We start from the raw sequence: 21273 nt of genomic DNA, 5'->3' as shown, positions 1-21273 counted from the left end.
CCGGGTGCCTTCTCCGTCACGCACCTCCCACGCCTCGGTTTCACGTGGAACAAGCCCCCCGGCGACGTGGGCGCACCGACGGAAATCCTGGTTCGCGTATCGGATCGACAAAGGCCTTTGAAAAACCGTGTCCACGGACATCGAGGTGATCGACGCTGTGCCCCGTAAGTCCGGGTATCCACGTCCGGGCCGCTGTTCGACGTCGACCACGCGCGGTCCGGAAGCGGGGCGCAGTCACCGGCTGGTCGTCTGGGCGCGTCTCGATTCCACACAGCCTGTGGAGGCCGGGAAATCGGGGGCACCGCGCCGTTAGTCTGGTGGTGTACGGCGTGTGTGCGATGCCGTGGTGGAGACGGAAGGGACGGCATGTACGGCTGGATCTGGCGGCATCTGCCGGGGAACGTTTGGGTGAGGGCGCTGATGTCGGTCGTGCTGGTCCTGGCCGTGGTCTACGTCCTGTTCCAGTACGTCTTCCCGTGGGCCGAACCGCTGCTGCCCTTCAATGATGTGACGGTGGACAACCAGTGAGCGCGCGCATTCTCGTCGTCGACAACTACGACAGCTTCGTCTTCAACCTGGTGCAGTACCTGTACCAGCTGGGCGCCGAGTGCGAGGTGCTGCGCAACGACGAGGTGTCGACCGCGCACGCCGACGGGGGAGGCTTCGACGGTGTGCTGCTGTCTCCCGGTCCTGGCACCCCGGAGGAGGCGGGCGTCTGCGTCGAGATGGTGCGGCACTGTGCCACGACCGGTATCCCCGTCTTCGGCGTCTGCCTCGGCATGCAGTCGATGCAGGTGGCCTACGGCGGTGTCGTCGACCGTGCGCCCGAGCTGCTGCACGGCAAGACCTCGTTGGTCGAGCACGAGGGCAAGGGCGTCTTCGCCGGGCTGCCCTCCCCCTTCACCGCGACGCGCTACCACTCCCTGGCCGCCGCGCCGGAGACGGTGCCGGCCGAGCTGGAGGTCACGGCGCGTACGCACGACGGGATCATCATGGGCCTCAGGCATCGTGAACTTCCCGTCGAGGGCGTGCAGTTCCACCCCGAGTCGGTGCTCACCGAGCACGGTCACCGGATGCTGGCCAACTGGCTGGTGGAGTGTGGTGACCAGGGGGCCGTGGCGAGGTCGGCGGGGCTCGCCCCGGTGGTGGGCAGGTCCACGGCGTGACCGCGCTGCGCCCCGAGCGCGAGACCGGCGCCCCCTATGGGGACGCCGCTGACGACGGGGCCTCGTACGGGCAGCAGCCGTACGAGGGCGCCGGTGCGTGGCAGGGGCAGCAGTGGCATGAGGGCGCGGGGCACGGTGGCCAGCCGTACGGGCAGCAGGTGCCGCAGCCGTCGTACGAGGCGACGGCGGTGCTCCCCGTGTACGAGCGGCCCGAGGCCGTTCCTTCGTACGAGGACCCCGCGGCCACGGCGGCGTACGACGTGCCCGCTCAGCTGGGCGGCTTCGCGCCCGCGGAGGCTTCCGTGGACAGCGAGACCGTCGCGTTGCGCGCCTCGGACGTCACGGGGGGACTGCGGGCCGCGGACGGGGCCGGTGAGTCCTCTGTACCCGCGCCCGGGGGCCGTGCCGCGCGACGCAAGGCGGCCAGGAGGCACGGACGGCATGCAGGCAGGCCGCAGACGGCCGAGAAGCCCGCTGGGAGCGCCGGGGAGGCGCCTCTGTCCCGTGTGGAGGCCCGGCGGGCCGCGCGGGCGCGGAAGCCCGGTGTGGCGGTCATCGCGAGCCGGGTGATCGGTGAGCTGTTCATCACCACCGGTGTGGTGATGTTGCTGTTCGTGACCTACCAGTTGTGGTGGTCGAACGTGCGGGCGCACCAGGTGGCGGGCGACGCCGCCAAGCACCTCCAGCAGGACTGGGCGAGCGGCAAGCGCGAACCGGGGGAGTTCGCGCCAGGGCAGGGTTTCGCCATCCTGCACATACCGAAGCTGGACGTGGCGGTGCCGATCGCGGAGGGCACCAGTAAGTCGGCGGTGCTCGACAAGGGCATGGTCGGGCACTACGGGGAGGGGAGTCTGAAGACGGCGATGCCGGACGCCAAGACGGGCAACTTCGGGCTCGCGGGCCACCGCAACACGCACGGTGAGCCGTTCCGCCGCATCAACCGTCTTCAGCCGGGTGACACGATCGTGGTGGAGACGCAGGACGCGTACTACGTCTACAAGACGGCGTCGACCCTTCCGGTGACCTCGCCGTCGAACACGAGTGTCCTCGATCCCGTTCCGAAGGGGTCGGGTTTCGCCAAACCGGGCCGCTACATCACACTGACCACCTGCACGCCGGAATTCACCAGCAAGTACCGGCTGATCGTCTGGGGCAAGATGGTCGAGGAACGGCCGCGCAGCAAGGGAAAACCGGACGCGCTCATTCAGTAGGGCACGTGGATGCACGGGCACGTGGAACAGACGGGGCAGATGCAGTGGGAGTGACGACCGACCAGGGCGAGCAGACCGATGCGTCGGCGCCGGGCTTCGCCTCCCCTTCGGCATCGCGCCGCCGCGGGCGCGGCCGGATCGCGTTGGCGATCAGTGTCTTCGGGGAGCTGCTGATCACGGCGGGCCTGGTGCTCGGCCTGTTCGTCGTGTACTCGCTGTGGTGGACGAACGTCCTCGCGGACCGCAAGGCCGACCGGCAGGGTGACAAGGTGCGTGACCATTGGGCGGCCGAGAAGGACAGCGGTCCGGGTGCCCTGGACACGGGGGACGGCATCGGCTTCCTGCATGTGCCGGCGATGGGCAACGGCGAGGTGCTGGTCGAGAAGGGCACGTCGACGAGCATCCTCAACGACGGCGTGGCCGGCTACTACACCGACCCGGTCAAGGCGACGCTGCCGATGACGGGAAAGAACGGCAACTTCACGCTGGCCGCGCACCGGGACGGGCACGGCGCGAAGTTCCACAACATCCACAAGCTGAAGGACGGCGATCCGATCGTCTTCGAGACGAAGGACGACTGGTACGTCTACAAGGTCTTCGCGATCCTTCCGGAGACCTCGAAGTACAACGTGGAGGTCCTCACCGCCGTCCCGAAGGAAGCGGGCGTGAAGAAGCCGGGCCACTACATCACGCTGACGACGTGCACGCCCGTCTACACGTCGCAGTACCGGTACATCGTGTGGGGCGAACTGGAGCGGGTGGAGAAGGTGGACGGCAAGCGGACGCCGCCGAAGGAGCTGCGCTGAGTAGGATGCCTAGGGCCCGAAGCCGCAACTTCGACTTGCGACTTCGGGTCTTTGCCGTGCCGTACTAGCCGAGAGCCTTGAGGCGTACTCCGGCGGTCCAGGCTTCCAGATCGCCGCGGTCCACGAGGACGATGCCGCTCAGCCTGGCGATCGCCTGTGCTTCATGGGTGAAGTTGCAGGTGGCGACGAAGAGGGCGATGTCCGCGGGCTCGACGGTCCGTGCGGCGCCGGCGAACTTCTGCATGTCGGCGCTCGAGACGTACTGCCGGTGATTGTGCTTCTTGCACTGGACGGCAACCGTGCGTCCGTCGGCCGTGCGCGCGGTGACGTCGATACCTCGGTCGCTCTGCGCTTTCCGTACGACGACCTTGGTGCAGCCGTCGCGCCGCAGCAGGTCGGCGACGTGGCGTTCGAACGACTGCCAGTCCATCTTGCTGATGGATGCGCTGATCGGGTTCCTCGGCTCAGCGCCCTCCAGCGTGCTGATCCGCTGGTGATGCCAGCAGAGCCTGCGCTCGACGTTCTCGATGTCCTCGCGGAGGCTGATGAGTTCGCGGCGGTGTTCGCCGGAGCTCTCGATCAAGGTGTTGAACATGGGGACGACGGTCTTGCCCAGGATGAGGGCGATGCGCTGGTCGATGTGGTCGTCCAGGGCGAGGACGTCGGTCGGGGCAGTTTTCACAGGCTTAGTACGGGCCAGGTACTCCATGTCCAGGAGGTAAGTACGCACCTGACGGGCGACGTCGCTGTCGCGTAGGAGCATGGCGATGTTGAGGACGGCTCGGCGGGAGTAGACGGTGAGACTCCGACGGGACTGTGGATAACTTCCCAGCGAGAGTGACATGTTGTCACTCTCAAACTTTCGCAGGTCAGCGCCCCGTAGTACGACCAGGCCGTTGACTTCCAGTTCTTCACGGTGGCGTTTCACCAACTGCCGGATAGTCTCGACGGTGACACCGAAGTACGTCGCCACCATCGCCGTCGTCACATGCATCCCGTCCGGCAGCAGCGACAGCGCCTTCACCCTGTCGAGCACGTCCGTGCGGTCCAGCACGGTGGTGCGCAGAGCCTTCGATTCCAGCAGAGCGGCTTCGTTGATCACTTCTACTGCCCCTTCGAGGTGTGCCGTTGTGGGTGTGCCGGGGCAGAGGTCTGTTTCCAGCCCGACCTGTACAACGAGTCAGGGCATATGAAGGTATGGTCGAAGTTCGCATAACAGGCCGGGCGCCCGAGCCCTGTTGGAGCGGACAAGCGACCTCGAACAATGCACAAGGGGCCTGGAATCCGTTCCGGATTCCAGGCCCCTCGATAAACTCTTCCCGCAGTGGTCGCGTCGCCGGTTCTAGTGGTCGCCGCCGCCGCCGACGGCGATGAGGATGACCTCGTCGCCCTTCTTGACCTCTTGGCCCTCCTGCGGGTAGCTCCCGAGCACCGTGGCGTTGTCGTCCTTCGGGCCCTGCACCTTTTTGAGTGTCAAACCCTGCTGGTCGAGGATTTGCTTGGCGTCGGCGACCGTCATCTGAGTCACCTTCGGCATCGCGAACTTCTCCTCCTGCGGCGGTGCCTTGGCGGTCTTGACGTTGATCGTGGTGTCTCGGGCTACCTCCGAGCCGGCGGGCTGGCTCTGCTCGAAGATCTTGCCCTCGGGCTGGTCGGCCGACTCCCCTTCCGTCACGGTACCCAGCACCAGGCCCTGGGCCTGCAGAGCCGCCTTTGCCCCTTCGACTGACTGGCCCGCCAGGTTGGGAACGATCACCCGCGACGGCTGCTGCGCCACGGTGAGCGTGATGGTGGAGCCCTTCTCCACCTCCTTGCCGGACGGCGGATCCATCCCCAGAACCGTGTTCGGGGTCTGTGTGGACTCCTGGGACTTGAGCTCGACCTTGAACTGGTACTCGTCGCCCTCGAGTTTCGTCTTCGCGTCGTCGGCGTTCTGCCCGCTGACGTCGGGCACAGTCACCTTCGGCGCGCCCGTGGACAACACCAGAGTGATCGTGGCGCCCTTCTTGACGTCGGTGTTCTTCTGGGGGTTCTGGGAGCAGACGTAGCCCTTCTGCTGCTCCTCGCACGGCTTCTTCGAGATGGAGAGCTTCAGTTCGGCGTTCTCGGCGTTCTTCTCGGCAGCCTTCTGCGAGAGGCCGACGAAGTTGGGCGTCGGCAGGGTGTCATTGCTCGGGCTCTTGCCGCTGGTGATCCACTTGCCGATGAGGATCGCACCGACCAGCACCAGCACGGCCGCGACGGCGAGCAGGATCGTCGACAGGTTCGACTTCTTCTGGCGGCGGCGGGCCGGGCGGTCGTCGTAGCCGTAGCCGCCGTCGTCCGGGTTCATCGGCGGCAGCATCGTCGTGGCTCCGCCGCCCTGGTCGGAGCGCAGGGCCGTCGTCGGCTGGTCGTCGGGGTAGCCGCCGTAGCCCGGCGCACCCACCGCGCCCATCGCCGCCGTGGCCGCGACGGGCTGTCCGTCGAGGCAGGCCTCGATGTCCTGGCGCATCTCGTCGGCGCTCTGGTAGCGGTAGTCGGGGTCCTTGACCAGTGCCCGCAGCACGATCGCGTCCATCTCGGGCGTGATCTCGGGGTCGAAGACGCTCGGGGGCTGGGGATCCTCGCGGACGTGTTGGTAGGCGACCGCGACCGGGGAGTCGCCGACGAAGGGGGGACGGACCGTCAGCAGCTCGTAGAGGAGGCAGCCCGTCGAGTACAGGTCGGAGCGGGCGTCGACCTGTTCGCCCTTCGCCTGTTCCGGCGAGAGGTACTGGGCGGTGCCGATGACCGCCGCCGTCTGCGTCATCGTCATGCCGGAGTCGCCCATGGCGCGGGCGATGCCGAAGTCCATCACCTTGACCTGGCCGTTGCGCGTCAGCATGACGTTCGCCGGCTTGATGTCACGGTGGACGATGCCGCTGCGGTGGGCGTACTCCAGGCCCTGGAGGATGCCGATGGTCATCTCCATGGACCGCTCCGGCAGCAGCTTGCGGCCGCTGTGGAGAAGTTCACGGAGTGTGGAGCCGTCGACGTACTCCATGACGATGTACGGGATCGAGACCCCGTCGATGTAGTCCTCGCCCGTGTCGTACACCGCGACGATCGCGGGATGGTTGAGCGAGGCGGCCGACTGGGCCTCCCGGCGGAACCGGGCCTGGAAGGAAGGGTCGCGCGCCAGGTCGGCGCGCAGCGTCTTCACTGCCACGGTGCGGCCGAGGCGGGTGTCGTGCGCGAGGTAGACCTCGGCCATGCCACCACGACCGAGCACATGGCCCAGCTCGTACCGGCCGCCGAGGCGACGCGGCTCTTCCATAGCTTCCTACCAGCCCTCTCCGTCGGCCCCGACCACACCCGTGTGTGGTCCGGCGGTGTGCTGTCCGGGCATACGGTACCCGGCTCGCTGAGCATGACCTGGCCACATCCGCCACCCGATACAGGACCGGTATCGCAACGTGCGCTGATGTGAAGGGGACGTGACGGGGGTCACTGCCTGCTGTCGATGACCGCCTTCATGACGTTCTTCGCGATGGGGGCGGCCAGGCCGCCACCGGAGATGTCGCCACGGTTGGCGTTGTCGTCCTCGACCACCACGGCCACGGCGACCGGCGAGCTGCCGTCGCTCATCTTGGCGTAGGAGATGAACCAGGCGTAGGGCTTCTCGCTGTTGTTCAGACCGTGCTGGGCGGTACCGGTCTTACCGCCCACGGTGATGCCATTGCCCATCTGCGCGTTCTTGCCGGTGCCGTCCTTGACGACCGTCTCCATCATCGACTGCAGGATCTGGGCGTTCCGCTCGGACAGCGGGCGGCTCATCTCCTCCGGCTGGGTCTGCTCCAGGGTGTCGACATTGGGCGACTGGAGCTTGTCGACCATGTACGGCTTCATCAGCTTGCCGTCGTTGGCGATCGCCGAGACGACCATGGCCATCTGCAGCGGGGTCGCTGCGGTGTTGTACTGGCCGATCGAGGACAGCGCGGTCTGCGACTTGTTCATGTCCTTGGAGAACACCGAGGCGTTGGAGCGGACCGGGGTGAACTGCTCCTTGTTGAAGCCGAACTTCTCCGCCTGGTCGAGCATCTTGTCGTTGCCGAGGTCCGCGCCGATCTTGCCGAAGACGCTGTTGCAGGACATCCGCAGCGCCTCGCGCATGCTGACGTTCTTGCAGGGGATGTTGTTCTCGTTCTCCAGCGGCTTGGTGGTGCCCGGCATGATCCACGGCAGCGGGGAGTCGGTGTGCTGGTCGGCAGAGGTGTACTTGCCGTTCTCCAGCGCGGCGGCCGCGGTGACCACCTTGAAGGTGGAGCCCGGCGGGTAGGTCTCGCGCAGCGCCCGGTTCAGCATCGGGTTGCTGGGGTTGTTCTCTTCCTGGAGCTTCTTCCAGGCTTCGCCGTCGTTCTGGCCGGCGATCGACCCGGGGTCGTAGGACGGGTAGGAGGCCAGCGCAAGGATCTTGCCGGTGGACGGTTCCAGGGCGACGACGGCGCCCTTGCCGTGGCCCTTGAGCCCGTTGTAAGCCGCCTTCTGCGCCGCGGCGTTGAGCGTGGTGACGACGTTTCCGCCCTGCTTCGGCTTGCCGGTGAGCATGTCCAGGGTGTTGCGGAAGAAGAGCTTGTCGTCGGTGCCCGTGAGAATGCCGTCCTCGACACCCTCGAGGAAGGTCGCGCCGTACACCTGCGAGGCGTAGCCGGTGACGGGCGCCCACATGGGGCCGTCCTTGTACGTGCGCTTGTACTTCAGGTCGTTGAGTGCGTCGGTCTTGGTCTCCACGTACCCGGTGACCGAGGAGCCGCCGACGATGATGTCGCCGCGCGGCGAGGCGTAGCGGGTGATGTTGACGCGACGGTTGTCCTTGTCGTTCTTGAGGCTGTCGGCCTTGGCGTACTGGAGCCAGTTGACGCGAACGAGCAGCGCGAGGACCAGGAGGCCGCAGAAGATCGCGATCCGGCGTACGGGCTTGTTCACGGGCGGACCACCTGGGTCATCTCGGCGTCGGGGTTCGGTGCGGGGGACGGGGCGGGTCTGCGTGCCGTGTCGCTGATGCGCAGGAGGATGCCGATCAGTACCCAGTTGGCGATGACGGAGGATCCGCCGTAGGCCAGGAAGGGCATCGTCATACCGGTCAGCGGGATGAGCCCCATGACGCCGCCGGCGACGACGAAGACCTGGAGCGCGAAGGCGCCGGACAGTCCGACGGCGAGCAGCTTGCCGAACGGGTCGCGGGCGGCGAGGGCGGTGCGCACGCCGCGTTCCACGATCAGGGCGTAGATGAGCAGGATCGCCATGAGGCCGGCCAGGCCCAGCTCCTCACCGAAGGTGGCGAGGACGAAGTCGGAGTTGGCGGCGAACCGGATGAGGTCGGAGTGGCCCTGGCCGAGGCCGGAGCCGAGGGTGCCGCCGGAGCCGAACGCCCACAGGGCCTGCTGGAGCTGTTCGGAGTGACCCTTCACACCAGCATGGCTGAGCGCGTACTCCTTCATCGGGTCGAGCCAGGCCGAGACACGCGACTTCACGTGCGGTTCGATGCTCGCCACGCCGACCGCTCCCACCGCGGCCATCAGCAGACCGAAGACGATCCAGCTTGTCCGCTCGGTCGCCACGTACAGCATGATGACGAACATCCCGAAGAACAGCAGCGACGTACCGAGGTCGGTCTCGAAGACCAGGATGAGGATCGAGACCGCCCAGACGACGAGGATCGGGCCGAGGTCGCGGCCGCGCGGCAGGTACAGGCCCATGAAGCGGCGGCTGGCGAGCGCGAGCGCGTCCCGCTTCACCATCAGATAGCCGGCGAAGAAGATCGCCAGGACGATCTTCGCGAACTCACCGGGCTGGATGGAGAATCCGGCGACCGAGATCCAGATCTTGGCGCCGTAGGTGAGTTCGGCGCCGAGCCCCGGTACCAGTGGCAGCAGCAGCAGGATCAGCGCGCCGACCATGGAGATGTACGTGTAGCGCTGGAGTACCCGGTGGTCCTTGAGGAAGATCAGTACGACCACGAACAGCGCGATACCCAGGGCGGTGTAGAGCAGTTGGCGGGGCGCCGCCGAGCCGGCCTGGTGGATGGACTGCAGCAGTTTGGACTGGTCGAGCCGCCAGATGACCACCAGGCCGAGCCCGTTGAGCAGGGTGGCCAGTGGCAGCAGCAGCGGGTCCGCGTACGGGGCGAACTTCCGTACGACGAGATGGCCCACGCCGGCCAGCAGACCAAGGCCGAGGCCGTAGCTGAGCAGGCCGGGCGGCACCGAGTTGTTGATGGCGAGGCCGACGTTGGCGTAGGCGAACACCGGGATGACGACGGCGAACGCCAGCAGCGCCAGTTCGGTGTTGCGGCGGCTCGGCGCGCCGATCGCGCCGATCGTGGACGTGTGGTGCGTCGTCGAGTGCGTACTGCTGCTCATGGTGTGACAGGCCCTCTCACGGCTCGCTTACTGCTTACCGCACAGTGAGACGACCTTCTGCTCTTCCTCCGAGAGGCTGGGGCCGGGTGTGGAAGTGGGTGCGGTCTGGGTCTGGCCCGCCGGCGTCGACGCCGACGGGTTCGGTGTCGGGGCGGTCGTGGACATCGGGGAGGTCGGGGAGGTTTCCGTGGCGCGTCGGGCCTTGTCCTTGTTCTGGCTCTCCGCGGTACGGCGCTCGGCGTCCTTCTTGCACGCGGACGCCTGCACGGCGAGCTCGGAGACCTTCGCCTGGGCCGCCTCGAGGTCGCCCTCGGGGATGGTCGCCTTGACCTTCTTCTGCTGGTACGGCGGCAGGTACTTGAGTTCGATCTCCGGGTGGTCCTTCTGCACCTTCGACAGCGACACCCAGGCCAGGTCCTGGCTGATGCCCTGGTACAGCGCGATGTGCTCGCCCTCGGCGCCGACGTAGTACTGCGTCTGCGTCCAGCGGTAGCCGCCGTACAGCCCGCCGCCGACGACGGCGAGCGCCAGGGCCGAGTAGAGCGATCCCTTGAGCCACTTGCGGCTCTTCTTCGGCTTGACGAAGTCCTCGTCGCCGTAGGAGTCGTAGCCGTCCGCCGGGACGTAGCCGGTGGTGTCACCGCTGCCGGGAGGCCCGAACTCGCCTCCGCCGCCCTGTCCGGACACCGGACGGCCGAGGCCCGAGGCCCGGCCGGCGGGCGTCTGCATGATGCCGTTGTCGTGCAGGTGGTGCTGGTTCTCGGCGACCGCGCCCACCACGACCGGGGTGTCGGACAGCTGCCCGGCGAGGGTGTCTCCGGTGTCCAGGTCGAGGACGTCGGCCACGATGACCGTGATGTTGTCGGGGCCGCCGCCGCGCAGCGCGAGCTGGATCAGCTCCTGCACGGTCTCCTGTGGTCCCTGGTAGCTGGCGAGGGTCTCCTCCATCGTCTGGTGGGAGACGACCCCGGACAGCCCGTCCGAGCAGATCAGGTACCGGTCGCCGGCGCGCACCTCACGGATCGACAGGTCGGGCTCGACATGGTCGCCGCTGCCGAGCGCCCGCATGAGGAGCGACCGCTGCGGATGGGTGGTGGCCTCCTCCTCGGTGATGCGGCCCTCGTCGACGAGTCGCTGCACCCAGGTGTGGTCCTGTGTGATCTGCGTCAGGACACCGTCGCGCAGCAGGTACGCGCGGGAGTCGCCGACATGGACGAGCCCGAGCCGCTGGCCGGTCCACAACAGTGCGGTGAGCGTGGTCCCCATGCCTTCCAGCTGGGGGTCCTCCTCGACCATCGCGCGCAACTGGTCGTTGGCGCGCTGCACCGCGGTGCCGAGGGAGGTGAGGATGTCGGATCCGGGGACGTCGTCGTCGAGGGCGACGATGGTGGAGATCACCTCGGAGGAGGCGACCTCGCCGGCGGCCTGGCCGCCCATCCCGTCGGCGATCGCGAGCAGGCGCGGACCGGCGTAACCGGAGTCCTCGTTGCCTTCACGGATCATGCCTTTGTGCGATCCGGCGGCAAAGCGCAGTGACAGACTCATGCGCACCTCGCCCGTCGGCTCCGGGTACATCCGCACGGTGCCCACCCTCCGGTCGGGAGCGCGCCGAGGCCCGTCGTCGGGGCCACTGCCGCGTGCTCGCTCCGCTCGCTCATTGTCGTACTACTTCCGCAGCTCGATGACGGTCTTGCCGATACGGATCGGCGCGCCCGGCGGAATCGGTGTGGGGGTCGTCAGCCGGGTGCGGTCGAGGTAGGTGCCGTTGGTGGACCCGAGGTCCTCGACGATCCACTGGCCGTTCTGGTCGGGGTAGATCCTGGCGTGCCGGCTGGAGGCGTAGTCGTCGTCCAGCACGATCGTGCTGTCGTGCGCGCGGCCGAGCGTGATGGTCTGGCCCTGCAGCGCGACCGTCGTGCCCGTCAGGGAGCCTTCGGAGACGACCAGCTTCGTGGGGGCACCGCGGCGCTGGCGGCCGCCGCCCGATTGCTGGCGTTGCTGTGGAGGCGCCGCCTGGCGGGCCTGCCGGGGGGCCTGCTGTGGCCGCCCTCCGTCCCGGCGTGAGCCGCGCTGTGTGACGCGCGTGCCGAACAGGTCGCTACGGATGACCTGCACGGCCACGATCACGAACAGCCACAGTACGGCCAGGAAACCCAGCCGCATGACCGTGAGGGTCAGCTCTGACATTGCCCCCGCTTCACCCTTCGGCTTGCCGGTAAATGATGGTGGTGCTGCCCACGACGATCCGCGAGCCGTCGCGGAGCGTAGCGCGGGTGGTGTGCTGCCCGTCCACCACGATGCCGTTGGTGGACCCGAGATCCTGGATCGTCGAGGGCGTTCCGGTCCGGATCTCACAGTGCCGGCGCGAGACGCCGGGGTCGTCGATCCGCACGTCGGCTTCGGTGCTGCGGCCCAGCACCAGCGTCGGGCGGGAGATCTGATGGCGGGTGCCGTTGATCTCGATCCAGTAGCGCGTGCGCCCGCCGGTCGTCGGCGCGGCCGGGGGCCGCTGGCCGTAGGGCGCGGCGGCGGGGCGTCCGCCGGGCGGCGGCGTGGACGGCATAGGGGGAGCGCCCGTGGGCGTGGCGGCCGGCGGGTAGCCGTAGCCACCGGGGGCCCGCCGTCCGGCCGGGGCGGAATCGGGCGCCTGCTGGTTGGCGGAGGAGGCCAGCGTACGGCTGCGCACCCGGTACAGGCCGGTGTCGAGGTCCTCGGCCTTCTCCAGGTGGACCTTGATGGGGCCCATGAAGGTGTAGCGCTGCTGTTTCGCGTAGTCGCGCACCATGCCGGCGAGCTCGTCGCCGAGCTGGCCCGAGTAGGGGCTGAGGCGCTCGTAGTCCGGCGCGCTCAGCTCCACGATGAAGTCGTTGGGGACTACGGTCCGGTCGCGGTTCCAGATGGTCGCGTTGTTGTCGCACTCCCGCTGGAGCGCACCGGCGATCTCCACTGGCTGGACCTCGGACTTGAACACCTTGGCGAAGGTGCCGTTGACCAGACCTTCGAGACGCTGCTCGAACTTCTTCAGGACTCCCATGGGGCACCTCCTCCTTTGCTGCCGCCCTGCGTACTGCCTACCTGGTACTGCTTACTGATCGTATCCACGCGCCGGAAAATCGGCTGGTTCCCCCTGTCGGCCCTGTCGATGGGTGTCGACGCCTCCGAAGTTCCCTCCGGACGTCCCCTCCGACTCGTCCTGCACGTACCTCCTGGCATGGATCGTAGAGGCGGCCACGGACCAGTGTCCCGCACCGGACTGTGGACCCCGTCCGCCTTCTGTAGAGATGGGCAGGACCGGTACGAGGTTGATACGTGAACCGATTCACGTCGAGATGTTGCCGGGCCGTTGCCGACGCGGCGGGGGCCGGGCGGCGTGGCCGGGAAGGGTGACCCCGTGGCCCCAGTGCCGGCCGGCGGTCCGCTGTCTTGCCGTCCGTCGGCTGTCGGGCCCGGATCCGTGGGCGGTCCCCCCTGGCCGCGGCCCCTGGTTCCGGGTCGTGGCTGGTCGGGCGGGGGTTTCCGGCATCAGGCGAGGGCGTCGGGCGGGAAAGGGATGTGAAGCCACCCTGTCCAGCGTGCTAATGTTCTCGATGTCGGAAGGCGCCAGCACCGCAAGGAGCCGGAGCCGGAAGACACACCCAATGCGCGGGTGGCGGAATAGGCAGACGCGCTGGATTCAGGTTCCAGTGCCCGCAAGGGCGTGGGGGTTCAACTCCCCCCTCGCGCACCATCGAGATACGGGTCTCTGCTAGTGACGGAAGTCACGGCAGGGGCCCGTTTCTCGTTTCCCGAGTCCGGTACACCGCACTGCCTGGCGGCCGTCCTGACTGTGAGGTATCTCACGACGAGACCCGGCTTCTTTTCGGTGCACCAGCCGCTCTCGGGGACCTCCCGGCTGAGCGGCTGGTGCGAGGGTGTCGGTCGGCGCCAGGTCTTCGGCGCCACTCCCTGATCTTGCCTCGGTTGGCGTGGCCACCGGGAGGGCGACCGTGATCGTTTGTGCCCCTGATGCCGCGGACACGGCGGGAGCGCTGAACCTTCGGCAACGTGAGCGTGCTGCCGGAAGTCACGCGGCGAAGAGGGAGCCCGATGGCAACCTGCCGGGCCCCGTACCGTCGAGAGTCACAGTGGCGTTGCCGCGTGCAGAAGCAGCAGCAGGGTGAACGCCGAGTTGGCCGAGAACATCGCCGAGAGCAGGACCCCGGTGGCCGCGGTCCACAGGGCCAGGCTCACCGTGGTGAACACCGGCGGCCAGGAACGTGCGGCGGGCTCCGGCCCGAGGAGGGCCGCGACCCGGCGGGGAAGCGGGCCCGAAGCGGCGAGGGCCGCGAGTGTGGGTGCCGGGGTGCCCCGCGAGACGAGCGCTGCCTTGCCGATCGCGCGGGCGACGGTCTTACGGCTGCCGACGGCCCGAGCGGCGTCCTCGTCCGCCCATCGCTCGGCCGTGTAGCTCACAGCGGTTCGCAACGGTCGAAGGAACGGGTTGGCGCACGCCGCCAGTTGTACGAGCAGCAGGTGGCGGTGGTGCCGTGCGCCGAGATGGCTGCGCTCGTGGGCGAACAGGGCGCGGCGCTCCCGGGAGGCGAGGCCGGTGAGCATCGCCGTGGACACCACGATGCGGTCGCGCGTGCCGCCTGGCAGCGCGTAGGCGTAGGGCCGGGAGTCGGAGAGAACGGCGACCTCTGTGCGAGGCAGACCCTTCAGTGCCTGGTGGGCCCGCCACCGTACCCGGGAGTGGCGCAACAAGGCGCGGCCGCAAGCGGCGAGGACCGCGAGCAGCGCCGGGATCGCGGCCTTTCCGGCGACCTCGTGTCGCGGCACGCTCTCGCGGACCTCAGGATCCGACCAGCCGTCGGGCAGTGGATTGCCCGGCAGTTGTGCCGTGCCGACCACCATCAGCAGCGCCAGGCACACCGTGCTGCACAGCGCCATGGCGGTGGAGACACCGGTCAGCAGCACCGTGGCCGTGCGGGGATGGAGGCGCTGTTCGGCCAGGCGCGCGATGGGCCAAGCGGTCAACGGCAGAACCAGGGGGAGAAGAACGAAGATGCCCATGCGTCTCAGTCCTCGTCGCCGGCCTGCTCCAGCAGTTCGCGAAGCGTCTGCTCGTCGCCTTCCGGCAGCGCGGTGATGAAACTGGCCAGCACCGCACGGCGGTCCTGCTCGCCGTCCAGAACCTTGCGCATCTTCAACGCGGCCAGTCCGGCCTCGTCCGCCGCGGGCAGCCATACGAAGGACCGTCCTTCTCGCCTGCGCGTGACGGCGTTCTTCGCCAACAGGCGGGCCAGGACCGTCATCACGGTCGTATACGCGAGGTCGGCGGCCAGATGCTCCTGTACCCAGCCCGCGGTCACCGGGCCCTCGGCCTCGTGCAGCGCGGCAAGCACCCGAGTCTCCAACGCGCCCTGTGCCCTGCGCCTACGGCGCGGATCCGGCTCCGCCACGCGCTGTCTCCTTTCTGCCCGCCCTCTCAACTCCTCACGCCAAAGGAGCGTCACATCGTACAAAGCGGGCGGCCATGGCCGGTTCACGCTCCTGCTGGGGGCGTTTCCTCGCGCCGACCGACCGCTATATCTACAGTGTTGTAGATTCAAGACGGGTCCCGAGCGAGGATCCGAACCGATCGCGTGTGGAGGGACGAACCATGGGTGTTTCCCTGGCCAAGGGTGGCAACGTGTCGCTGAGCAAGGAGGCGCCGGGGCTGATCGCGGTCGTGGTCGGGCTGGGCTGGGACGTGCGGACCACCACGGGCGCCGACTTCGACCTCGACGCCTCCGCCCTGCTGCTGGACGCCTCGGGCAAGGTCGTGTCCGACCAGCACTTCGTCTTCTACAACAACCTCAACAGCCCGGACGGTTCGGTCCAGCACACCGGCGACAACCTCACCGGTGAGGGCGAGGGTGACGACGAGTCCATCAAGGTGAACCTCGCCGCCGTGCCCGTCGAAGTCGACAAGATCGTCTTCCCGGTGTCGATCCACGACGCCGAGGGGCGGGGTCAGAGCTTCGGCCAGGTGCGCAACGCGTTCATCCGCGTAGTCAACCAGTCCGGCGGCGCCGAACTCGCCCGCTACGACCTGTCCGAGGACGCCTCGACCGAGACCGCCATGGTCTTCGGCGAGCTGTACCGGAGCGGCGCCGAGTGGAAGTTCCGGGCCGTCGGTCAGGGCTACGCCTCCGGCCTGGCGGGCATCGCCGCCGACTTCGGCGTCAACGTCTGAGACAAGCCGAGAACTTCGCTCAACGCCTTGCGCAAACGGGGAACTGGAAGCGACTAGGCTCGCGTTGATCACTATGGACGCGGGAAGCGGAAGTAGCTGCGGAGGACGTACATGAGTGTGTCCCTGACCAAGGGCGGCAATGTGTCGCTCAGCAAGCAGGCCGTCGGCCTGACTGCGGTGACGGTCGGGCTGGGCTGGCAGGCGAACACCGGCTACGAACTGGACGCCAGTGCCCTGCTGTGCAACCAGTCCGGCAAGGTGCTGTCCGACGAGCACTTCGTCTTCTTCAACAACCTGACGAGCCCCGACGGGTCGGTCCGCCACTACGGCGGAGGCAGCCCGGTCGGCGGGGACGACCAGCAGATCCACGTCGACCTCGACCGGGTCCCTGCCCAGGCAGAGAAGATCGTCTTCCTGGTTTCCCTGTACGAGGGCGCATCCCGCGGCCAGAGCTTCGGGCAGGTGCACCGGGCGCACATCCGCGTCCTCGATGACGAGAGCGGCACGGAGCTGGCCCGCTACGACCTCGCGGCCGGCGGCCTGTCCGCCGAGACCGCGCTGGTCTTCGGCGAGCTGTACCGGCACGGCTCGGACTGGAAGTTCCGCGCGGTCGGCCAGGGCTACGCCTCGGGCCTGGCCGGCATCGCCACCGACTACGGCGTGGACGTCCTGCGGGAGCCGACACCGAGCCCGGCCCCCGCCGCCCCACCGCAGGTGAGCACCAGTACGTACGTGCCGGCCACAACGCCGACACCGACCCTCGTCTCCCCGCCGGCTCCGGCGTTCGCCGTATCACCGCAACCCACCGGGAGTTCCTCCGTGACCTGTTTCTTCGACCCCAACCACGGTCCGGGCGCGACGACGGTGACGTGGTCCCCGCAGTGGGGTGTTCCGCGGCCGGTCCAGGCCTGCGGTGGGTGTGCCCAGCGAGTGCAGACCACGGCACCGCCGTTCTACACCCCGCCCCAGCCGGGGTACCCGCAGCCCGCGCAGCAGGGTTATCCACAGCAGGGCTATCCACAGCAGGGCTATCCGCAGCAGGGCTACGGGCAGCCGTACGGAGATCACCACGACCACCAGCACCAGCACCAGCAGCAGGGCGGCGGTCGCCGCTTCGGCACCGGTGCACTCATCGGTGCCGGTGCGGCCGGTCTCGTCGGTGGTGCGCTGCTGAACGAGGCGTTCGACGACGACGAACCGGACGTCGTCGTCAACAACTACTACGAGGACTGACCCGTCGACCCGGCGTACAGCCACCGGTGAAGGCGGCCGGGTGCTCCCTGCGGCGCACCGCTGACGGGACCCTGCGCCTACCATGGGTGGGCGCATGTGCGTCGGCTTGAACGGGGCGGGACGGGAGAGGGCTGTGACGGAGATCGACGGTGGCTTCGAGGACCCGCCCGCCGAGGTGCTGGCCGCCGCCGCTGCCGCGTTCGGTCTGCTTGCCTCGTCCGCCCGACTGCACCTGATGTGGGCCTTGTCCCAGGGCGAGAGCGACGTCACGCACCTCGCCAACCGGGTGGGTGGTGCGCTGCCTGCGGTCAGTCAGCACCTGGCCAAGCTGAAGCTCGCCGGACTCGTGCGCTCACGGCGTGAAGGCCGCCGGCAGGTCTACTACATCGACGACCCCGATGTCGTGACGCTGGTGCGCGTGATGGTCGGTCAGCTGACCGCGCGCTCCCAGCACGCCTCCGCACCGGTACACCGGCTGCGCGGGATCGGTGGCTGAGACCACCGCGGCCTCCAGGCAGAACGCGGGAACGCCGCATCCCGGCGCCGCTACGGCGTTCGGCAACGACCGAGACGTCGTCGAGGCCCTCCCCCCGGGCCGCTCCGTGCGGAGCTTGCTCGAAGTGCTTCGCGAGCTGGACGCCGGTCCGCGCGGCCTGACGGAAGCAGAGGCCGAACAGCGACTGGCCCGGTTCGGTGACAACACGCTTCCGGCCAGGCAGGAAGTCTCCTGGCCGAGGCTGTTCGTCCGAAGCCTGCGGGACCCGTTCACCGCGGTGCTGGGGTGCCTCGGGCTGGTGTCGGCAGCCGTCTTCGCCTGGGGGACCGCTTCGGTGATCCTCCTGCTGGTCGTGGTGAGCTGCGCACTGCGCGCGACGGGGGAGCATCGCGCCGACCGGTCCGCGGCCGCGCTGCGAGAACTGGTCGCCACCACCGCCACCGTGCTGCGGCGCGCCGACGAGGACGCCGAGCCGGTGAGCCGGGAGCTCCCGGTGGACGAACTGGTCCCGGGAGACGTGATCCGCCTGGGACCCGGCGACCTGGTGCCGGCGGACGTACGGCTGCTGCGGGCGAGCGGACTGACGGTGCACCAGTCGGCGCTGACAGGGGAGTCGACCCCCCTCGCCAAGAGCGCCGATGACATTCCGCGCGGAACGGCGGGCGGGGTGTTCGGGCAGGCGCACTGCTGCTTCCAGGGCAGCAGCGTCACCTCCGGCAGCGCCACCGCGGTCGTCATCGCGACCGGCGCGCGGACCCGGTTCGCCGCCGCCCAAGTCCGCACGGTCGAACGACAGGAGAAGACCGCCTTCGACCGGTCCGTCCACGGCATTTCCTGGATCCTCATCCGGTTCATGCTGCTGACCCCGCCGCTGGTCCTCATGGCCAACGCGGCGCTGCGCGGACGCGGGTTGGAGACGCTGCCGTTCGCCGTCGCGGTGGCGGTCGGGCTGACACCTGAGATGCTGCCGGTCCTCGTCACCACCTGTCTGGCGCGCGGGGCCTCGCTGCTGGCCCGTACGCGTGGGGTGATCGTCAAGCGGCTGCCTGCCCTGCACGACATCGGTGCCGTGGACGTGCTGTGCGTGGACAAGACCGGCACCCTCACTCAGGACCGGCCGGTCGCCGACCGCTCGCTCGGCCCGGACGGTCAGCACGACCCCGAAGTCCTGCGCTTGGCCGCCGTCAACGCGTGGTGGACTCTTCAACTCGCCGACCTGCCCCAGCCCGACGCCCTCGACGAGGCGATCCTGGACGCGGCGGACGAGGACGAACTCATGGCGCATGACGGGGTCGCGGCCGTTCCCTTCGACCCGGTCCGTCGTCTCGCCACTGTCGTCCTCCGCACACCAGGCCGGCTCGGCACGCACACGCTGGTGGTCAAGGGAGACGTTCAGGCCGTCCTGGAGCGCAGTGCTCTGGACGACGAGGAGCGCGAACGGCTACGCGGGCTCGCCGCCCTCGAGGCGGACGAGGGCCTGCGGGTCCTGGCCGTCGCCACCGCGGAACGCCCGGCCCGCAGCCGTGGCTACACCCCGGCCGACGAACGCGGCCTCACCTTCCGCGGTCTGATCACCCTGCGCGACGCGCTCGCGCCCACCGCCGCCGACGCGCTCAAGGACCTCACCGGCCGAGGCGTCACCGTCAAGGTCCTCACCGGCGACCACCCGGGCACCGCCGCCCGCGCCTGCCGCGACCTCGGCATCCCCGTCAGCGACGACGGCGTGCTCACCGCCGACCGGATCGACGCCCTCACCGACACCGAGCTTCCCGGCCTCGTCCGCCGTACGACCGTCTTCGCCCGCTGCACCCCGGAACACAAGGCCCGGATCACTCAGGCGCTGCGTGCCGACGGCCATACGGTGGGCTTCCTCGGCGACGGCGTCAACGACCTGCCCGCCCTGCGCGCGGCCGACGTCGGCATCGCCCCCCGCGACGCTGCCGACGTGGCCCGCGAGGGTGCCGACGTGGTGCTCGCCGAGAAGGACCTCACCGCGATCGCCCACGCCATCGGTGCCGGCCGGCACGCGAGCGGCAATATCGTCACCTACCTGCGCATCACGCTCTCCTCCAACCTGGGCAACGTGCTCGCGATGCTCTCCGCGGGCCTGCTCCTGCCGTTCCTGCCGATGCTCCCGGCACAGGTCCTCACCCAGAACCTGTGCTTCGACGCCGCCCAGCTCGCCTTCGCCTACGACCGGCCCCACCCGTCGGCGCTGCGCCGGCCGACCGTGCTGCGCCCGCGCGACCTCCTGCGCTTCATCATCGGCTTCGGGCTGCTCAACGCGGTCGCCGACCTCGCCACCTTCGGCATCCTCGCGCTCGCCCTGCACGGGCCGGGGACCGGGGACGACGAGGCCGTGTTCCACTCCGGCTGGTTCACCGAGAACCTGCTCACCCAGGCCCTGGTGATGCTCCTGCTCCGCGCCGGCCATGGCAGCGCCGGGCGCCGCAAACCCGGGCCGGTCGCCTGGGCCGCGATCGCCCTGGCCGTCATCGGGCTGGCCGTGCCACCTTCTCCCCTCGGCCACGCACTCGGCCTGCCCCCCTTGCCACTTCTCTACTACCTCTTGCTCACAGCAGTCCTCGCCCTCTACGCCGCGGGTCTCATGGCGGCAAGGGCGCGTTACCGGCGACGTGGTGACGCACCGGACGCAGTGCTGTGAGACGCAGGTGGACCTGGGCCGATGGTGAGCGCTCACGCGGGTCGAGACGCGCCGTCGCCGCGGCCTGAAGTAACTGAGCCGGTCCCGCACAGCGGGGCCAACTGTTACCGCTGATCTCAGAGTTGAGCCAGATGGGTTGCCTCATTGCGCAATAATTGAAGTCAGCCGGGGGGCGGCCCCCGGCTGTCGGTGCAAGGAGGGGCGTTCATGCCGCGCGGGGACATGCAGCGAGTACGGGATACGAATCTGCGGTTGGGTGCTGCCCTGGCCGAGGTCGAAGGACTCTATTCGGCGTTCTCGAGGGCCAGGTCTCCCGAGCGGCGCCGAGCGCTCCAGTCGGAACTGTCGCGAGCCGCCGGCCATCTCGCCGTCCTGGCGGCCGCGATGCCCGAGACCCGGACCTCGCCCATGCCTGTGCGGCGGTCGCGCTGGGGGCGGAGACGGGCCCTGGCCGAGCGCGGTGCCGCGTGGATCACCGCGCGGTACGGACGGAGCCCGCACTGAACCCGTTCGTCATCCTTCACTCATCAGGGCTCGGCGTAGCGGACGGGATGTGAGTTGGACGAAGATGCCGAAGACCGTCATCGGCAACAACCCCACAGGGCGGAGAAAGGCGACGGGGTGTGCCCAGACGGCGCTCCCGACGGTGGCCCAGTTGCCGATCAGGTCGGCGACCATGACGACGGCGGCCAGTGGCGGCCCCTGGTGGCGCCGCAGAATGATCAGCAGTGCGACCAGCGGGTCCAGCAGTAGAAGTCCGTGAAACAGGAACTGGACCGGCGTCGACGCGTAGTTGTACGTGTGCAGCCCGTCGGTGGCAAGGAAGTACGCGTGGGCTCCGGTGCCTTCGAGGAACCCGATCACGTACGCGGCCGCCACCCACCGGACCCATGACGGGTGATCCCCCCACCGCATGGTGGTCACCGTAACTCGTCCTGAATCACGGCGTAAGACGTGATCACCGAACTTTTCCGCCCGGGGCGCGCCCCGGGCGGGAGTGCCGGTTCGCGCGGGCGGGCCTCCCCAGGGGGGCGGTGCCATGAGATGCCTCACCTGGGAATTGTGTGTGGATCGTGCTGCTCGGACAGTTTGTTTG

Annotated in this window: 18 protein-coding genes, 1 tRNA gene and 2 pseudogenes; 11 read left to right on the top strand and 10 right to left on the bottom strand. The window is 68.8% G+C overall.

All coding sequences use genetic code 11. The features are described 5' to 3' along the window. Positions 1-85: 85 nt before the first annotated feature. The 5 genes and pseudogenes from ACWDEX_RS05905 to ACWDEX_RS05885 all read left to right on the top strand — a co-directional run. Positions 86-313: pseudogene (locus tag ACWDEX_RS05905) on the top strand (class E sortase); the annotation flags it as partial. Between the two features lie 25 nt (positions 314-338). After that, a pseudogene (locus ACWDEX_RS05900) lies at positions 339-528 on the top strand (hypothetical protein). Continuing rightward, on the top strand, positions 525-1166 hold the full coding sequence (locus ACWDEX_RS05895; protein ID WP_450461966.1) for an aminodeoxychorismate/anthranilate synthase component II: 642 nt from the start codon (positions 525-527) through the stop codon (positions 1164-1166). Before ACWDEX_RS05900 ends, ACWDEX_RS05895 begins: the two are co-directional and overlap by 4 nt. Then, positions 1163-2377, top strand: coding sequence for a class E sortase (locus ACWDEX_RS05890; protein WP_450461965.1), 1215 nt, complete (start codon positions 1163-1165; stop codon positions 2375-2377). Before ACWDEX_RS05895 ends, ACWDEX_RS05890 begins: the two co-directional genes overlap by 4 nt. Before the next feature lie 44 nt (positions 2378-2421). Beyond that, complete coding sequence (locus ACWDEX_RS05885; RefSeq protein WP_450461964.1) at positions 2422-3183, top strand: class E sortase; 762 nt, start codon at positions 2422-2424, stop codon at positions 3181-3183. Positions 3184-3247: 64 nt separating this feature from the next. Here the strand turns inward: ACWDEX_RS05885 and ACWDEX_RS05880 are convergent, their stop codons facing one another. From ACWDEX_RS05880 to ACWDEX_RS05850, 7 genes are all read right to left on the bottom strand, one after another. Further along, on the bottom strand, positions 3248-4285 hold the full coding sequence (locus ACWDEX_RS05880; RefSeq protein ID WP_450461962.1) for a restriction endonuclease: 1038 nt from the start codon (positions 4283-4285) through the stop codon (positions 3248-3250). Positions 4286-4525: 240 nt separating this feature from the next. Beyond that, on the bottom strand, positions 4526-6481 hold the full coding sequence (gene pknB, locus ACWDEX_RS05875; RefSeq protein ID WP_450461961.1) for a Stk1 family PASTA domain-containing Ser/Thr kinase: 1956 nt from the start codon (positions 6479-6481) through the stop codon (positions 4526-4528). A 170-nt stretch (positions 6482-6651) separates the two neighbouring features. Then, positions 6652-8130, bottom strand: coding sequence for a peptidoglycan D,D-transpeptidase FtsI family protein (locus ACWDEX_RS05870; protein ID WP_450461960.1), 1479 nt, complete (start codon positions 8128-8130; stop codon positions 6652-6654). Next, on the bottom strand, positions 8127-9566 hold the full coding sequence (locus ACWDEX_RS05865) for an FtsW/RodA/SpoVE family cell cycle protein (RefSeq protein WP_450461959.1): 1440 nt from the start codon (positions 9564-9566) through the stop codon (positions 8127-8129). The genes ACWDEX_RS05870 and ACWDEX_RS05865 overlap by 4 nt, the downstream gene beginning before the upstream one ends. Positions 9567-9593: 27 nt before the next feature. After that, a complete protein-coding gene (locus ACWDEX_RS05860) occupies positions 9594-11141 on the bottom strand; it encodes a Stp1/IreP family PP2C-type Ser/Thr phosphatase (protein ID WP_450462147.1) in 1548 nt (515 codons plus the stop codon). 90 nt (positions 11142-11231) lie between these two features. Beyond that, positions 11232-11753, bottom strand: a complete 522-nt coding sequence (locus ACWDEX_RS05855) for an FHA domain-containing protein FhaB/FipA (RefSeq protein WP_450461958.1) — start codon at positions 11751-11753, stop codon at positions 11232-11234. A 10-nt stretch (positions 11754-11763) separates the two neighbouring features. Beyond that, positions 11764-12600: an FhaA domain-containing protein gene (locus ACWDEX_RS05850; protein ID WP_450461957.1), complete on the bottom strand. Its 837-nt coding sequence runs from the start codon at positions 12598-12600 to the stop codon at positions 11764-11766. A 606-nt stretch (positions 12601-13206) separates the two neighbouring features. Here ACWDEX_RS05850 and ACWDEX_RS05845 point away from each other — a divergent pair. After that, positions 13207-13293, top strand: a tRNA-Leu gene (locus ACWDEX_RS05845). A 392-nt stretch (positions 13294-13685) separates the two neighbouring features. Here the strand turns inward: ACWDEX_RS05845 and ACWDEX_RS05840 are convergent. Both ACWDEX_RS05840 and ACWDEX_RS05835 read right to left on the bottom strand, forming a co-directional pair. Then, positions 13686-14618 (bottom strand): M56 family metallopeptidase, encoded by a 933-nt coding sequence (locus ACWDEX_RS05840; RefSeq protein ID WP_450461956.1) that lies wholly within the window; start codon positions 14616-14618, stop codon positions 13686-13688. Between the two features lie 5 nt (positions 14619-14623). Beyond that, complete coding sequence (locus ACWDEX_RS05835) at positions 14624-15007, bottom strand: BlaI/MecI/CopY family transcriptional regulator (RefSeq protein ID WP_450461955.1); 384 nt, start codon at positions 15005-15007, stop codon at positions 14624-14626. 200 nt (positions 15008-15207) lie between these two features. On the opposite strand from ACWDEX_RS05835, the gene ACWDEX_RS05830 reads away from it, so the two are divergent. The 5 genes from ACWDEX_RS05830 (at position 15208) to ACWDEX_RS05810 (ending at position 20681) form a co-directional block, all read left to right on the top strand. Then, entirely contained in the window at positions 15208-15783 is a 576-nt protein-coding gene (locus ACWDEX_RS05830) for a TerD family protein (protein ID WP_450461954.1), read from the top strand. A gap of 111 nt (positions 15784-15894) precedes the next feature. Continuing rightward, positions 15895-17016 carry a TerD family protein gene (locus ACWDEX_RS05825; protein ID WP_450461953.1) on the top strand — a complete coding sequence of 374 codons (1122 nt, stop codon included), beginning with the start codon at positions 15895-15897 and terminating at the stop codon, positions 17014-17016. A 94-nt stretch (positions 17017-17110) separates the two neighbouring features. Then, a complete protein-coding gene (locus tag ACWDEX_RS05820; RefSeq protein WP_450461951.1) occupies positions 17111-17512 on the top strand; it encodes an ArsR/SmtB family transcription factor in 402 nt (133 codons plus the stop codon). Beyond that, the gene (gene mgtA, locus ACWDEX_RS05815) at positions 17505-20177 is read left to right on the top strand and encodes a magnesium-translocating P-type ATPase (RefSeq protein ID WP_450461950.1); all 2673 of its coding nucleotides are present in this window, start codon (positions 17505-17507) and stop codon (positions 20175-20177) included. The genes ACWDEX_RS05820 and mgtA overlap by 8 nt, the downstream gene beginning before the upstream one ends. Positions 20178-20384: 207 nt before the next feature. Next, positions 20385-20681: a hypothetical protein gene (locus ACWDEX_RS05810; RefSeq protein WP_450461948.1), complete on the top strand. Its 297-nt coding sequence runs from the start codon at positions 20385-20387 to the stop codon at positions 20679-20681. Positions 20682-20690: 9 nt separating this feature from the next. Here the strand turns inward: ACWDEX_RS05810 and ACWDEX_RS05805 are convergent, their stop codons facing one another. Then, positions 20691-21092, bottom strand: coding sequence for a hypothetical protein (locus ACWDEX_RS05805; RefSeq protein WP_450461947.1), 402 nt, complete (start codon positions 21090-21092; stop codon positions 20691-20693). Positions 21093-21273: the final 181 nt, after the last annotated feature.

The organism is Streptomyces sp. NPDC001020, assembly GCF_053599115.1.
The sequence above is the reverse complement of the archived record's forward strand: the minus strand, read 5'-3'. Positions and strand labels throughout refer to the sequence as shown.